Genomic DNA, 14,544 nt, shown 5'->3' with positions numbered 1-14,544 from the left:
ACCCTCTCCCAAAGCGAGAGGGTTGGCGCGCGCCGCTGTTCGCGCGGGAGCGGCCAATTCTTGTTGGGGAGAAGACTTCCCCGCAAGCGCGGTGCGCGCGCCTTAGGCGATCATCACCCGCGCCGCGGCCTTTTCGTCGCCCAGGAGCTCCAGCGCCTTGCCGACGATCGCCTTGCTGTCGAGCATCGCCTTGGCGATCATCAGCTCATGCTTGTCATGATCGATGTAGGCGTCCGGCAGGGTCATGCTGCGGAATTTGAACGCGCCGCGCACGCCGTCCAGCATCCCATCTTCGGAGAGCGCCTGAAAGACCTGGGAGCCAAAACCGCCGATGGATCCTTCTTCGACGACGATAAGCGCCTCGTGATTGGCGGCGAGCCGGCGCAGCAGGTCACGGTCGATGGGCTTGGCGAAGCGGGCGTCGGCGACGGTGGTCGACACGCCGTAACTTTCGAGCTCCGCCGCCGCCTTCATCGAGTCGGCGAGCCGCGTGCCGAGCGAGAGGATCGCGACCTTCGAACCCTCACGCAAGATACGGCCCTTGCCGATCTCGAGAATTTCGCCGCGTTCCGGCAGGTCGACGCCGAGCCCCTCGCCGCGCGGATAGCGGAAGGCGCTCGGGCCGTCGTCATAGGCGGCCGACGTCGCCACCATATGCATCAACTCGCCCTCGTCGGAGGGCGCCATGATGACGAAACCCGGCAGGCAGCCGAGATAGGCCAGATCGAAAGCGCCGGCGTGCGTCGGACCGTCGGCGCCGACGAGGCCGGCGCGATCGATGGCGAAGCGCACCGGCAGGTTCTGGATCGCCACGTCGTGAACGACCTGATCGTAGCCGCGCTGCAGGAAGGTCGAATACAGCGCGCAGAAGGGCTTATAGCCCTCGCAGGCGAGGCCGGCCGCAAAAGTGACGGCGTGTTGCTCGGCGATGGCCACGTCGAAGGTGCGATGCGGGAAGGCCTTGCCGAAAATATCGAGGCCGGTGCCCGATGGCATCGCCGCCGTGATGGCGACGATCTTGTCGTCATGTTCGGCTTCGGCGACCAGCGCCTTGGCGAAAATATTCGTATAGGTCGGCGCATTGGCCTTGGGCTTGATCTGGATGCCGGTCGCGACGTCGAATTTATTGACGGCGTGGCATTTGTCGGCCGATTCCTCCGCCGGCCCAAATCCCTTGCCCTTCTGCGTGACGACGTGAACCAGGACAGGCCCGTCGTCCTTGTCGCGGACGTTCTTGAGCACGGGCAGCAAATGGTCGAGATTGTGGCCGTCGATCGGCCCGACATAATAGAAGCCGAGTTCCTCGAACATCGTGCCGCCGGTGATGAAGCTGCGCGAGAACTCCTCGGCCTTGCGGGCTTTGTCGTAGATGAAGCGCGGCAAATGGCTGGCGAGCTGTTTGGCGGCCTCGCGGATCGAGCGGTAGGCGCCGCCCGAAACCAGACGGGCGAGATAGGCGGACATGGCGCCCGTCGGCGGGGCGATCGACATGTCATTGTCGTTCAGAATGACGATCAGGCGAGAGTGCAGCGCCCCGGCGTTGTTCAGCGCCTCATAGGCCATGCCGGCCGACATCGAGCTGTCGCCGATCACCGCCACGACGTGATTGTCGCCGTCGCCGAGATCCCGCGCCACGGCCATGCCGAGTCCCGCTGAGATCGACGTCGAGGAATGGCCGGCGCCGAAGGCGTCATATTCGCTTTCGGCGCGCTTGGTGAAGCCGGACAGTCCGCCGCCCATGCGCAGCGTGCGGATGCGGTCGCGCCTGCCGGTGAGGATCTTGTGCGGATAGGTCTGGTGGCCGACGTCCCAGATCACCTTGTCCCGCGGCGTGTCGAAAACATAGTGCAGGGCGACCGTCAGCTCGACGACGCCAAGGCCCGCGCCAAGATGGCCGCCGGTCACGGACACGGCGTCGATCGTCTCGCGCCGCAAATCCTCCGCGACCTGCTTGAGCTCGTGGGGACGGAGCTTGCGCAGATCTTTGGGGGAGGCGATGCGATCGAGAAGGGGTGTTTTGGATGTCGTCAATGTCTCTACTCTGCTCGTCAACAACAAGCGCCAGAAATCCGAGCATTACCCGTTAATAAGAAGCCCGGCAAACGCGCCGCAGCATCCATTTCGATTCAGTCGGTGAGTGTTGCCCAGATGCAACGCCGGACGCTGCGGGATCCGGACCTAGTAGGGGAGGAAGCTCTCCATGCCGGAGCCGAAGGAGGGCTCTTCGTAAATCGGGCGCGATCGCCGCGTCACGCGTGGACGCTCCGCCTCCTGGCGCTCCGCCTCCTGGCGACCGGCCGCGCGGCGGGCGCCGCCGGTGATTTCGATCGTCGCCCCGTATTTTTCGACCCAATCGAAGAGCTGCCGCGCGTTCGGAACCGCGAGCCGCACGCAGCCGTGGGAGAGCGGACGGCCCAAACCGCGCTCATAGCTCCCGTGGATGGCGAGGCCGCGCGGCGAGAAGAACATCGCGTAGGGCATCGGCGCCTGATCATATTCGTCGGAATGATGATCGGCCTCCATGCGCATGACGCTGTAAGTCCCGGACGGCGTTTCATATCCTGGTCGTCCGCTGGAGATTTTCCAGTTGACGGTCTCGCCCTGCGGCGTGACCGCCTCGAGCCTTTGCGCGGCAAGGTCGATGCGGACGCGCACCGCGGCGCCTGCAGGGGCCGCCGTGAATAAAACAGCCGCAGCAAGAGCTGCGAATAAACGCGGAACGCTGACCATGCTTGACCTAAACACGCAGACGCCAAATCGTAAAGGCGCGCCGATGGAAGGCCCGGCTTTTGGCGCTTTTCGGTTAATTTGGCTCCTTCGAGCGCCGCGTCCAGCGCAGCTGAGTTGTGGTCACGTCGACGGCAATCATTAACTCCCTGCCCCGTTCCAATTTGGAACAGCAGAGCTCGTGCTCTTACGGGTGACGCGTCCCAAAGCGCCTGCGCGGGCCGCCGGACTTTCCCTCGCCCGCAAAGAAGCCGATCTTCGTCACGCCTGCGCCCTCGCCTTTTTTTGCTTCATCGCTATAGTGCGCCGGCTCTCCCTGGGACGAATCGCCGTGACGCCTCCATTGCCGCTCCTCACCCGCCGCCCCTTGGCGGTTCTTGCGCTGGCGCTCGTCGCCGCGAGCCTGGGCGCTTGCGGCCGGCGCGGGCCTGTGGAGCTGCCGCCCGAAACTCAGGCGCGCGGGGCGATTCTGCGGGCGGAGGCGGAAGCGAGAGCGGCGCGCGGGGCGCCCCGGCCGGCGGCCGGCGATCCTGAAACCTCTCTCCCGCCGCCGCCGATTCCGGGCACCATCGGCAATCGACCGCCGGAGCAATATCCCTTCCCGCTCGACCCGCTGCTGTAAGCCGATGCATCTTTTCGACTATCGAAACGGCGCGCTCCACGCCGAGGAGGTCGCCGTGGCGACGCTCGCCGATGAGGTGGGCACGCCCTTCTATTGCTATTCGGCGGCGACGATCCGACGCCACTATCGGGTTTTTTCGCAGGCCTTCGCCGGTCTCGACGCCCTGGTCTGCTACGCCGTGAAGGCCAACTCCAATCAGGCCGTGCTGCGTCTCCTCGCACGCGAGGGCGCAGGAATGGACGTGGTCTCCGGCGGAGAGCTGGCGCGGGCGCTCGCCGCCGGCGTCGCGCCTGAAAAAATCACCTTTTCCGGCGTCGGCAAGACGCGTGAGGAGATCGTGGCGGCGCTTGACGCCGGAATCTTCTGTTTCAACGTCGAGTCCGAGCCCGAGCTCGAAGCCCTGTCGCAAGCGGCGGTCGCTCTCGGGCGTGCGGCGCGCGTGTCGCTCCGCGTCAATCCGGACGTCGACGCCCGCACCCATAAGAAGATCTCCACCGGCCTCGCCGAAAACAAATTCGGCGTGCCGCTGTCGCGGGCGCGGGAGGTCTACGCCTTCGCCGCCAAGCTCAAGGGAATCGAACTCGCCGGCGCCGATATGCATATCGGCTCCCAGCTCACCGACCTCGCGCCCTTCGACGAGGCCTTTTCGCTGCTCGCCGAACTCGTGCGCGACCTGCGCGCCGACGGGCACGATATCTCGCATGTCGATCTCGGCGGCGGGTTGGGGATTCCCTATCACGACGGCGACGATCCGCAGTCCTACCATCCCGACAAATACGCCGAGATCGTGCGCCGCCATTTCGGCGGACTCGGCTGCAGACTGGTGCTGGAGCCGGGACGGCTCATCGTCGGCAACGCCGGCATACTCGTCACGCGCGTCATCTATGTGAAGCATGGCGACGCCAAGACCTTCGTGATCGTCGACGCCGGCATGAACGATCTCATCCGTCCGACGCTCTACGACGCCTGGCACGACATCATCCCGGTGCGCCAGAGCGCCGATCGGCCAAAGATCGTCGCCGACGTCGTCGGACCCGTGTGCGAAACGGGCGACTATCTTGCGCATGGACGCGAGATTGCGGAGCCGCGCGCCGGCGAATTGCTCTGCGTGCTGACGGCCGGCGCCTATGGCGCCGTGCAGTCGGGCGCCTACAACACAAGGCCTCTTATCCCGGAAGTCCTGGTTGACGGCGACCGCTTCGCGGTGATCCGTCCCCGCCCAAGCGTCGCCGCGCTCATTGCGCAGGATCATGTGCCGGCGTGGCTCTCGTAGCGCGCGCCTATGGTTTGCGATCGTAAAAGCTTACGAAATCATTCGTCGAGAGCGTTGCGACAACATTCGAATCGTCGTCGAGAATTTCATAGAGCGGGCCTTCACGATCATAGATGGTGAACAACACGACGACGTCCTGATCGCCGCCGCCTTCTCGATGCGGCTCGTCCGCGGGAGGACTAACGGTGTAACTGCCCGCCGGCCGGACGTCTTTGAGTTCGCCGTTCGCGTGATAGAGCCGATGTTCTCCCTGAATGACGAATGTCTTGTTGAGCGCGCAATGTCGGTGAAGCACGATCCGCTGATTGGCCGAAAGCTTGAACAGCACATGGAGGACGTTTCGATCGTCGATATCCAGGACCGAAAAAAGCAGATGATCGATTCCATCGAGGCGCTTCCATGGAATATTGCCGTCGTTGAAGGTAAACTGCGACATGATGCGCTCTCTCTCATCGGTGAAGGCGCGCCAATATGACAGTCGACGCAGCGGCGCGAGAAGGACGCTGGCCTGAAGGGGCTTGGGCAATTTTCCTGACGTCATCCCCGGACACCGCGGCGGCGCACGAAAGCTCCGCGCGCGACAATGACCAAGCCCTTGTATGGAATTTCGAATTGGGGCAGCCTTGAGCGCGGGCAGCCAGGAACCTTGAAAAAACGCGCTGAATCGTCTTTCGCTTTCCAATCCGCAGGGAGAAACGCCGATGTTGTTTGCAATCTATTATGAGATGACGCCCGAACGTCGCGACGAGGTTCTCAAGCGCTTTCAGAAATTCGGCGACGCCGCGCCAAAGGGTATGAAAGTCGTCGGAAACTGGCTTTCCGTCACGCTGCTCGAGGGTTGGAGCATCGTCGAAGCCAACGACATCGCCGATCTCGGCAAGCTCTTCCAATCCTGGACAGACCTCAACGTCAATCACATCACGCCGGTCTTCGACGAAGACGCCGCGCACAGATTCCTCTCAGCCAACAAGAAATAACAGACACGCTGCGGAGGGCGCCCGCTCGCCGAGGGCTACGACGGGAAGGCCGCGACGCAGGGCGCCGAGCGGCTGCCGCCGGTTAATACGACAATTCTCCATGAGCGCGGCGATAGTCGCGATACCATTCCACGAGCGCCGCGACTCCCTCATCGAGCGACGTATGCGGGCGATAGCCGGTCAACCGCTCTAAGAGATCGGCGCTGGCGAAGGTGCGCGGCACGTCTCCGGGCTGCATGTCGAGATAGTTGCGCTTGGCCTTTTTGCCGAGCGCTCGTTCGATCGTCTCGATAAAGTCGAGAAGCTGCACCGGCGCGCCGCGACCAATATTGACGATACGAAACGGCGCCACGGGCGACACGCTATCGTCGCTTGAATCGCGCTCGGGAACGCAGTCGATCAACCGCACGACGCTTTCGACGAGATCTGCGACATAGGTGAAATCGCGTGACATGTCGCCATGATTATAGATATCGATGACGCGGTCGTTCTCGATGGCGTCGACGAATTTCAACGGGGCCATGTCCGGTCGGCCCCACGGACCGTAAACGGTGAAGAAGCGAAACATCGTCGTCGGGATCGACCACAGATGCGCATAGGAATGCGCCATCGCTTCGCCGGCTTTCTTCGTCGCGGCGTAAAGGGTCAAAGGGAAATCGGTACGATCGCTCTCGTGAAATGGCACGGTAGGGCTCGCGCCATAGACCGAGCTTGTTGAGGCCCAGAGAAAATGCCGCGGCTTCAGCAGTCGCGCGATCTCCATGACGTTGAAGGCGCCCACGAGATTGGCGTCGACATAGGCGCGCGGATTTTGCAGCGAGTAGCGCACGCCCGCCTGCGCGGCGAGATGAATGATGACGTCCGGCGCGGCCTGTTCGGCGGCGCGAGTCAGCGCCTCCATATCCTCCAGCATGGCGATCGTGTCGCGAAAGCCGTTGCTGCGCAGCAGAATGGCGCGCCGCGCCTCCTTGAGACCCGGATCGTAATAAGGCGTCATGCCGTCGTAGCCGTCCACCAGATGCCCGGCCTCTAACAGGCGCTTGGCCAAGTGGAAGCCGATGAAGCCTGCCGTGCCGGTCACGAAGACGCGCATGAGCCGCCATATTCCCGCGTGATGAAAGCTTCGCCGTCATGGGCGAAGGCGACCCGCCTGTCAACGCGGCCGCGAGCGGCCCTTCGCTTCCAGTCCCGCAAGCCATATGTTTTGCCCTTGAACAGGAGAAACCGTCATGGTTGCCGCCTCCGGAGCCGACGAGCGAAGGACGATCCACCCGCTCTTTGTCCGGGTGACGCATTGGGTGAACGCCTTCGCGATCTTCGTCATGGTGCTGAGCGGCTGGCGCATCTACAACGCCTCGCCGCTCTTTGGCTTCGAGTTTCCTAAGGATTTCACTTTGGGTGGTTGGCTCGCGGGCGCGCTCGCCTGGCATTTCGCGGCGATGTGGCTCCTGGCGCTCAACGGATTCGCTTATCTCGCTTACGGCCTGGTTTCGGGCCACTTCCGAAGAAGCTTCATGCCGATCTCGCTCCGCGGCGCGTTCGACGACTTATTGGTCGCGATGCGAGGCCACTTCAATCATGCGCCCGGCCGCTACAACGCCGCGCAGCGTCTGCTTTACGTTGGCGTCATCCTCGCCGTGATCGTCGCCATTCTGTCGGGCCTCGCCATCTGGAAGCCTGTGCAACTCCAAGCGCTGACGGCGTTGATGGGCGGCTATGAGACCGCGCGCCACGTGCATTTCTTCGCCATGGCCATGATTGTCGCTTTTCTTGTCGTTCACATCGGACTCGCCGTGAGCGTCAAAGGCATTCTGGCGCCGATGTTCACCGGCCGCGCCGAGGCTCCGCGATGACGCGCTCGCGCCGCATCGGCCTGAGAGGCGTTCAGCCGCAGATCGCGCGGCTCGAACGCCGTCTCTTTCTCAAGCAAGGCCTGTCGCTTGGCGCGCTGTCGCTCCTTTCGGGCTGCACATTGAAGGACGACGACGCCGTCGATCGGCTGCTTTTGACGATGTCGCGCTTTAACGACCGCGTCCAGGCGGCGCTTTTTGATCCCGCGAAGCTCGCGCCGACCTATTCTGAGGCGGACGTCACGACGCCTTTCCCCTTCAACGCCTATTACGAGGAAAAGGACGTTCCGTTCGTTGACGGCCAGAGCTATCGACTGCAGCTCTCCGGCCTCATCGCCGACAGGCGCCCCTGGAGCTTAAGCGAATTACGCGCGCTGCCGCAGTCGAGCCAGATCACCCGCCTCGTCTGCGTCGAGGGTTGGAGCGCGATTGGCCAATGGCGCGGCGTCGCCTTCCGCCATTTTCTTGAGCGGATCGGCGCCGACCTTACGGCGCGTTACGTCGGTTTCAAATGCGCCGACAAATATTACTCAAGCATCGACATGCCGAGCGCGCTGCATCCGCAAACGCTTCTGGCGCTTGACTTCGCCGACGCCAAATACGGCTATCCGCTGCGCCTGCGCCTTCCGACGAAACTCGGCTTCAAGAATCCGAAATTCATCGGCGAGATCTTCGTGACGAACGACGATCCGGGCGGCTACTGGGAGGACAAGGGCTACAATTGGTTCAGCGGCTCTTGACCTGCGCCGAGGCCAGCACACCTAAGCTCGACGCTTTCTCGCCACTTTTTTGACGCTCTATGGCCGCGGCGGCAGCTGAGTCGGCACGCTGACAGCGAGGATATATGACCAATCGTCGACCCTGCGTTAACGGCATTCTCGCGGCGGTCCTGTCCGCCAGCGTTATCCCGCTTCACGGCGCGCTCGCGCAGGAGAAAACTCCGACCGCACAGCGGCCGGCCGTGAGACTTCCCGCCTCTTTGCCGGTCAAGAACGAGGTCTCTGCGGGAGAGGCGGTCAAACCGGAGGAAACGGAAGCAGCCGACGGCGAATGACGCCGCAATTTTTTTATGACTTCATTAACCAATTCGTCAAACTGACGCTAACTGCGCGAATTCCGTCATGAAATCACCGCAGCGTAGGCGTGGCGGCGACCCAACTTCATCATCGTTGACCGGCCTGATGTCTGCGGGGCGGGCCGGTTGATTCGGCGGGGGGCTCTCACTTCGAGGGGACCATCCAGTGATGAATCAGCGACCCTGCGTGAACGGCATATTGGCTGCCGTGCTATCGGCGAGCTTCCTTCCCATTCACGGCGCGCTTGCGAAGGAAGACAGATCCGCGAACGCGCCCGGCGCCGCGAAACATGCAGTAAAGAAGCCGGCGAAGCCGCCGGCGCCGAAGCAGGACGCGAGCAAACCGACGCCGGACGACCAGGGAGGCGCGGGCGACAAGCCGTAGCGGGCGCCCTCGCGCAAATCGCTAATAATCGACGGCAACAAGGTAAAGACCGTGCGGCGGCGCGACCTGTCCGCAGCGCGCACGGTCTTTCGCCAGAAGCGCCAGCGCCAAGTCCTCGACGCGCCACTTGCCGCTGCCGACATGCTCCAGCGAGCCGGCCATGGAGCGCACCTGATTGTGCAGGAAGGAGCGCGCCGAAGCGACGATCTCGATGCGCTCGCCATCACGGCGCACGTCGAGACGCTCCAGCGTGCGCATTGGCGAATTCGCTTGGCATTCCGAGGCGCGAAAGGTCGTGAAGTCGTGACGGCCCACGAGAGATTGCGCGGCTTCATGCATGGCTTGCGCGTCGAGCGGCCGCTTGACGTGCCAGGCGCGGCCGAGGTTCAGCGCCAAGGGCGCGCGGCGATTGTCGATGACATAAAGATAATGGCGGCGGATCGCGGAAAAGCGCGCCTCGAACTCCTCGCCGACCGCGCGCGCGGCGAGCACCGCGATCGGGTCCGGCTTCAGATGCGCATTGATCGCGTCGCGCAGCCGATCGACGCGCCAGTCGCGCGCAAGATCGACATGCGCCATCTGCCCCCGCGCATGCACGCCGGCGTCGGTGCGGCCCGCGCCATGAACGACGGCGCGCGCGCCGCCATTGATCGCAGCCACGGCCTCTTCAAGGCGCTGCTGGACGGAAACGCCATTCGCCTGCCGCTGCCAACCGACGAAAGGGCCGCCGTCATATTCGATCGTCAGCGCGAAGCGGGGCATTCAATGCGCTCGCGCATGGCGCGACCTCACCTCCCCCTCGAGGGGGGAGGTCGGGCGCCGAAGGCGCCCGGGTGGGCGTGACGGCCGAATGAACGTGGAGTTCACCCCACCCCGGCCCGCATAGCGGGCCGACCCTCCCCCTCGAGGGGAGGGTGATAGGCGCTCGTCGCGCATCAACATCATACCAACGCCACGCCGCGCGTCAGCCTGCGGCCGCGCGCGAATTCTTCAAATCCCATTTCGCCCTTGCCGGCGCGTTGCACGCGCAGCAGCCGCAGCGCGCCCGCGCCGCAGGCGATGAGCCCGGCGTCGTCGAGCGCGGCGCCCGGCGCTCCCGCTCCCTTCTCGACCCGCGCGCGCAAAACCTTCACACGCTCGAAGCCGCGGCCGAGATCGGCTTCGAAAAAAGCGCCCGGGAAGGGGGAGAGGCCGCGCACGAGATCATGAAGGTCTTGCGCCGATCGGCGCCAATCGATCCGGGCTTCGGCCTTCTCGATCTTTTGCGCATAGCAGGCGCCGTCTTCGGCCTGCGGCGTGAAGCGCAGTTCGCCTTTGGCGAGCAGATCGAGGGCGTCGGCCATCAGCGGCGCGCCGAGTTCCGCGAGTCGGTCGTGCAGCTCGCCCGCCGTCATCTCGGCGCCGATCGGCGTTTTCGCCGTCAATGCGACGGGGCCGGTGTCGAGACCGGCCTCCATCTTCATCACCATGACGCCGCTCTCGGCGTCGCCCGCCATGATCGCGCGCTGAATCGGCGCCGCGCCGCGCCAACGCGGCAGCAGCGACCCATGCAGGTTGAGGCAGCCGTATCGCGGCGCGTCGAGGATCGGCTGAGGCAGCAGCAGCCCGTAGGCGGCGACGACGGCGACGTCGGCGTCAAGCGCGGCGAAGTCCGCCTGCGCGTCGGCGCTTTTCAGGCTTTTCGGCGTGCGAACGGGAAGGCCGAGGCTCTCCGCCAAGAGGTGGACGGCGGACTTTTTCTCCGCCATGCCGCGTCCCGCCGGTCGCGGCGGCTGCGTATAGACGGCCGCGATCTCGTGGCCGCAAGAAATGATTTCCTTGAGCAGGCGGGCTGCGAAGTCCGGCGTGCCCATGAAGACGACGCGCATTCTGTCGCGCAATCGTCAGGCTCCGGCTTGTTCCGACTGACGCTCCGTGGCGGCGCGATGCTGGGCGGCGATCTCGTCGTGGCGCGCCGCCTTGCTGAACTTCTTGACCACGCGCTCGCGCTTTAAGCGCGAGAGATGGTCGATGAAAAGGCCGCCTTCGAGGTGATCCAGTTCGTGCTGCACCACGGTCGCGAGCAGCCCTTCGGCGTCGAATTCCTGAACCGCGCCGTCGCGGTCGAGATGACGCAGGCGCACCCGCGCCGGCCGCTTCACGTCCTCGAAATAGTCGGGCACCGACAGGCAGCCTTCCTGATAGACGCTTAATTCCTCCGACACCCAGACGATTTCCGGGTTGATCAGGAAGAGCGGCGAACGCGTCTCCTCAGTCTTGCCAGTGTCGACGACGACAATTCGCTTGGCCACCGCGACCTGGATCGCCGCGAGGCCGACGCCCGGCGCCTCGTACATCGTTTCCAGCATGTCGTCGAGCAGACGCCGCACCTCCGCGTCGACACGGTCGACGGGTTCGGAAATCTTTCGCAGCAGCGGATCCGGAAGGGTGATGATCGGCAGAATGGCCATTGTGTTTCGCCGTGGCTCTTTGCGTTTCCATGAGATAGGCGCGACCGGCGCGTCCGTCAAATCGAAAGCGAGCCGCGCGTCTTTGCCTAGGCGCCAAAGGCGGCTAACATGCAGGGGCAAAAATTATCGCCGCCGCGCGGAGCGGCGCGGCGCTTGGAGAGCGCGCGCCATGTCTTTGCTGATTTTTCTGGGCCTCGTCGCCGCCGTCGCCTTCTGGCTGGTCAGCGTTTACAACGGCCTCGTGTCGTTGCGCCAGCGCGGCAAGCAGGCCTTTTCCGACGTCAATGTGCAGCTCAAGCAGCGCCACGACCTCGTGCCCAATCTGGTCGAGACGGTGAAGGGCTACGCCACCCATGAGAAAAGCACGCTTGATGACGTGGTCAAGGCGCGCAACGCCGCGGTGACCGCGCAAGGCCCGGCGCAGATCGGGGCGGCCGAGGGCGCGCTGACCGGCGCGCTCTCGCGGCTGATCGCGCTGTCGGAAGCCTATCCGGACCTGAAAGCGAACCAGAATTTCCAGCAGCTACAGAGCGAACTTTCGGACATCGAAAACAAGATTTCGGCGGCGCGGCGCTTCCTCAACAATACCGTCGCCGAATACAACGCCACGCGGGAGGGCTTTCCCGGTTTCCTGATTGCGCAGCGCTTCGGCTTCGAGCCGCTCGATTATTTCGAGTTGGACGAAGCGCAGCAGAAGGCGATCGAAACCCCGCCGAAGGTGGAGTTTTAGGCGCGCGCGGCGCCGCGCAGGTTGTCATTCCCGACAGGCCTAAGGCCTGATCCGGAATTCAGATCTAGCAAAGCGCAATTTTAATGCCTGGATTCCCGACCGCGCCCACCGCGCGTCGGGAATGACAGCAGCGGGAACACAATGTTCAAAGCCTACGGCCTTTACTCCCACATTCGCGCCAACGAACTGCGCTCGGCCTTTCTGCTCGCCGGCTTCGTCGTTCTGCTTCTCGCGCTGATATTCTCCTTCGCGCTGCTGATCGAGGCGATGAGCGCGCGGCCTGGCGCGCCTTTCGATTACATCCTGGCGCTTGCGGTTGATGATCTGAAACGCGGCTGGCCGATCGGCGTCATCGCGGCGGGCGTCTGGTTCGTCATCGCCTATCTCTTCCATCAGAAGATGATCGACTTCGCCACCGGGGCCGCGAACCTGTCGCGCGCCGAATCGCCGCGCGTTTACAATCTGCTCGAAAATCTCTGCATCTCCCGCGGCGTGCCGATTCCCGCCTTGCAGCTCATTGAGAGCGACGCGCTCAACGCCTACGCTTCCGGGCTCAAAGAGGGGGAGTACAAGATCGCGGTGACCCGTGGTCTGACACGCTATCTGACCGACGCCGAGCTCGAGGCGGTTCTCGCGCATGAATTGACCCATATTCGCAATCGCGACGTTCAGCTTCTCGTGATCGCCGTGATCTTCGCCGGCATTTTCGCCTTCGTCGCCGATCTGACGATCCGACGCTGGGATTTTCCTTTCGGCTTCTCGCCGCATCGCCCCGAAAGCGACAATGGCCGGAGAGGCAATGGCGGCGCGGCGCTCGCCATTCTCATCGCTCTGTTCATCATCGCGCTGAGCTGGGGCGCCTCCGTGCTGATCCGCTTCGCGCTGTCGCGCTCGCGCGAATTCCTCGCCGACGCCGGCAGCGTCGAACTGACGAAGAACCCCGACGCGATGATCTCGGCGCTGCGCAAGATCGAAGCGCATGCGGCGATTCCGAACATGCCCTCGCGCATGCAATATTTCTTCATCGAAACGCCGGCGCTGCATCCGGAGTTCGGCTGGCTTGCGAGCCATCCGAGCGTCGACGCGCGTGTCGCGGCCCTCGTCGAATTCGGCGGCGGCCGGGACGTGTCGGTCGCGGCTTTAGGAGAAGAACGCGAGGCGATCGATGCGCCGCGCGAGGACGAGGCCGCCTTCCTGCCCAAGGACGGACGCCATCCGCTCTGGCCGCCGCGCGGTCCCTGGGGCAGCGCCAGGCGCTGAGCAGCGCGCGCCTCACGGGCTCGAAGCGAAGCTTCAAGAGCGCCGTCTTTTCGGCGACGCCGCGTCGGCCATGAGACTTCGTTTCATAATTACAATAAATACAAAGTAACACTATCTATAGTTACATATATTCCAAAATATATGAATTTTATGAGCAATAGATTTGCGCTATACACTGCTCATCAGCAGCGTGTGCTTAGTGAGAGCGGCTCTTTCGGCTTTTCTTGGCTTAACCGCTGACTTCATCGTCCAATTCGCGGAAGAGGCGCGGGCATGAGCATCACGGTCATCTTCGGTTCCGACGGCGGCGCGACGAAAGGAGTTGCTTCCAAGATTTCAAAGAAGTGCCAGGGGCGGTCGGTCGATATCAAGGACGCCACGCCGGACGACTTCGAAAATTGCCATCTGTTGATCCTGGGTTCTCCGACCTATGGCGACGGCACCTTGCAAACGGATTGGGAAGAGAACATCGACAAGCTGCGCGGCGCCAATTTGAAGGGCAAGAAAGTCGCCTTGTTCGGCACTGGCGACCAGCAGACCTATCCGCTCTCCTTCGTGGACGCGATGGGCATCCTCTATGATGAGGTGTCGGCGCTCGGCGCCCAGGTGATCGGCTTCACCGAAACCGCAGGCTATGACTATGTCGGCTCCACCGCCGAGCGGGATGGCAAGTTCGTGGGCCTCGCCCTCGACCAGGACACCCAGTCCGGCAAGACCGAAAAAAGAGTGACCGCATGGCTGAGCCGGTTACTTTGATCGACGAGGGCGTTCCGCCTCTGTCGTCGACGCGCTGTCGCTGTGCCGATGCAGCGCCGGTGCTGCGGCTCTTTCATCACAACATCTACGAATATGGGCGGGGCGTTCGCGGCTTGTTTCTGATGACTCTTAGCCGTCGGGAACTGGAATTGACGCTCGGCAAGTTAGAAAGGCAAGGCATCCATCGCTTCGTCCAGGAGCTCAATCCGGTCAAGGTGAACCTCTTCTTTGGCCGGCCCGCCTACATCGCCGTGGCGCGCTCCATCGTAACGCGTCCGCTCAACGCGCTCACGGCGGAGGAAGACTTCATGCTTGGCACGCTGCTCGGCTACGATCGCGAGCAGCAGTGCCGCCGCTTCCTCACGCGTTCGGGCCGGGGCATGCCGGAGGACCTGCCTCTGGCGGCTGAATGATGGGACTGGGCCGGCGCCAGACCTGA

18 protein-coding genes are annotated in these 14,544 nt (G+C 63.6%); 11 read left to right on the top strand and 7 right to left on the bottom strand.

Translation table 11 applies throughout. The features are described 5' to 3' along the window. Positions 1–102: 102 nt before the first annotated feature. Both dxs and IYW40_RS08890 read right to left on the bottom strand, forming a co-directional pair. Positions 103–2,031, bottom strand: a complete 1,929-nt coding sequence (gene dxs / locus IYW40_RS08895) for a 1-deoxy-D-xylulose-5-phosphate synthase (RefSeq protein ID WP_196400307.1) — start codon at positions 2,029–2,031, stop codon at positions 103–105. A 147-nt stretch (positions 2,032–2,178) separates the two neighbouring features. Beyond that, positions 2,179–2,655 (bottom strand): L,D-transpeptidase, encoded by a 477-nt coding sequence (locus IYW40_RS08890; RefSeq protein ID WP_348644261.1) that lies wholly within the window; start codon positions 2,653–2,655, stop codon positions 2,179–2,181. Positions 2,656–2,920: 265 nt separating this feature from the next. On the opposite strand from IYW40_RS08890, the gene IYW40_RS22235 reads away from it, so the two are divergent. Continuing rightward, a complete protein-coding gene (locus IYW40_RS22235; protein ID WP_348644260.1) occupies positions 2,921–3,349 on the top strand; it encodes a lipoprotein in 429 nt (142 codons plus the stop codon). 4 nt (positions 3,350–3,353) lie between these two features. Continuing rightward, positions 3,354–4,622 (top strand): diaminopimelate decarboxylase, encoded by a 1,269-nt coding sequence (gene lysA, locus IYW40_RS08880; RefSeq protein ID WP_196400306.1) that lies wholly within the window; start codon positions 3,354–3,356, stop codon positions 4,620–4,622. Between the two features lie 7 nt (positions 4,623–4,629). Here the strand turns inward: lysA and IYW40_RS08875 are convergent, their stop codons facing one another. Next, positions 4,630–5,148: a regulator gene (locus tag IYW40_RS08875; protein ID WP_246720730.1), complete on the bottom strand. Its 519-nt coding sequence runs from the start codon at positions 5,146–5,148 to the stop codon at positions 4,630–4,632. 175 nt (positions 5,149–5,323) lie between these two features. Between IYW40_RS08875 and IYW40_RS08870 the strand changes: the two genes are divergently transcribed. Further along, a complete protein-coding gene (locus tag IYW40_RS08870; RefSeq protein ID WP_123174597.1) occupies positions 5,324–5,599 on the top strand; it encodes a DUF3303 family protein in 276 nt (91 codons plus the stop codon). Positions 5,600–5,681: 82 nt separating this feature from the next. Here the strand turns inward: IYW40_RS08870 and IYW40_RS08865 are convergent, their stop codons facing one another. After that, positions 5,682–6,692: an NAD-dependent epimerase/dehydratase family protein gene (locus IYW40_RS08865; RefSeq protein WP_196400305.1), complete on the bottom strand. Its 1,011-nt coding sequence runs from the start codon at positions 6,690–6,692 to the stop codon at positions 5,682–5,684. 136 nt (positions 6,693–6,828) lie between these two features. On the opposite strand from IYW40_RS08865, the gene IYW40_RS08860 reads away from it, so the two are divergent. The 4 genes from IYW40_RS08860 to IYW40_RS08845 all read left to right on the top strand — a co-directional run bounded on the left by IYW40_RS08860 (position 6,829) and on the right by IYW40_RS08845 (position 8,909). Then, complete coding sequence (locus IYW40_RS08860; RefSeq protein WP_196400304.1) at positions 6,829–7,452, top strand: cytochrome b/b6 domain-containing protein; 624 nt, start codon at positions 6,829–6,831, stop codon at positions 7,450–7,452. Beyond that, positions 7,449–8,189, top strand: coding sequence for a molybdopterin-dependent oxidoreductase (locus IYW40_RS08855; RefSeq protein ID WP_196400303.1), 741 nt, complete (start codon positions 7,449–7,451; stop codon positions 8,187–8,189). The genes IYW40_RS08860 and IYW40_RS08855 overlap by 4 nt, the downstream gene beginning before the upstream one ends. 104 nt (positions 8,190–8,293) lie before the next feature. After that, on the top strand, positions 8,294–8,503 hold the full coding sequence (locus IYW40_RS08850; RefSeq protein ID WP_196400302.1) for a hypothetical protein: 210 nt from the start codon (positions 8,294–8,296) through the stop codon (positions 8,501–8,503). Between the two features lie 190 nt (positions 8,504–8,693). Next, positions 8,694–8,909: a hypothetical protein gene (locus IYW40_RS08845; protein ID WP_196400301.1), complete on the top strand. Its 216-nt coding sequence runs from the start codon at positions 8,694–8,696 to the stop codon at positions 8,907–8,909. A 21-nt stretch (positions 8,910–8,930) separates the two neighbouring features. On the opposite strand, the gene truA is transcribed toward IYW40_RS08845, so the two are convergent. From truA to def, 3 genes are all read right to left on the bottom strand, one after another. Continuing rightward, positions 8,931–9,671 (bottom strand): tRNA pseudouridine(38-40) synthase TruA, encoded by a 741-nt coding sequence (gene truA, locus IYW40_RS08840; protein ID WP_196400300.1) that lies wholly within the window; start codon positions 9,669–9,671, stop codon positions 8,931–8,933. 179 nt (positions 9,672–9,850) lie between these two features. Further along, a complete protein-coding gene (gene fmt / locus IYW40_RS08835; protein ID WP_196400340.1) occupies positions 9,851–10,777 on the bottom strand; it encodes a methionyl-tRNA formyltransferase in 927 nt (308 codons plus the stop codon). Positions 10,778–10,792: 15 nt separating this feature from the next. Further along, positions 10,793–11,359: a peptide deformylase gene (gene def / locus IYW40_RS08830; RefSeq protein WP_196400299.1), complete on the bottom strand. Its 567-nt coding sequence runs from the start codon at positions 11,357–11,359 to the stop codon at positions 10,793–10,795. A 169-nt stretch (positions 11,360–11,528) separates the two neighbouring features. Between def and IYW40_RS08825 the strand changes: the two genes are divergently transcribed. The 4 genes from IYW40_RS08825 (at position 11,529) to IYW40_RS08810 (ending at position 14,518) form a co-directional block, all read left to right on the top strand. Next, positions 11,529–12,089, top strand: a complete 561-nt coding sequence (locus IYW40_RS08825) for a LemA family protein (RefSeq protein WP_196400298.1) — start codon at positions 11,529–11,531, stop codon at positions 12,087–12,089. 141 nt (positions 12,090–12,230) lie between these two features. Further along, complete coding sequence (locus IYW40_RS08820) at positions 12,231–13,349, top strand: M48 family metallopeptidase (RefSeq protein ID WP_196400297.1); 1,119 nt, start codon at positions 12,231–12,233, stop codon at positions 13,347–13,349. Between the two features lie 273 nt (positions 13,350–13,622). Next, complete coding sequence (gene fldA, locus IYW40_RS08815; RefSeq protein ID WP_196400296.1) at positions 13,623–14,105, top strand: flavodoxin FldA; 483 nt, start codon at positions 13,623–13,625, stop codon at positions 14,103–14,105. After that, positions 14,084–14,518 (top strand): DUF2023 family protein, encoded by a 435-nt coding sequence (locus IYW40_RS08810; RefSeq protein ID WP_246720729.1) that lies wholly within the window; start codon positions 14,084–14,086, stop codon positions 14,516–14,518. The genes fldA and IYW40_RS08810 overlap by 22 nt, the downstream gene beginning before the upstream one ends. Positions 14,519–14,544: the final 26 nt, after the last annotated feature.

The sequence above is a fragment of the Methylocystis sp. H4A genome (assembly GCF_015709545.1).
Lineage (GTDB): Bacteria > Pseudomonadota > Alphaproteobacteria > Rhizobiales > Beijerinckiaceae > Methylocystis > Methylocystis silviterrae.
Note: the sequence above shows the minus strand (reverse complement) of the source record. Positions and strands in the feature narration are given on the sequence as shown.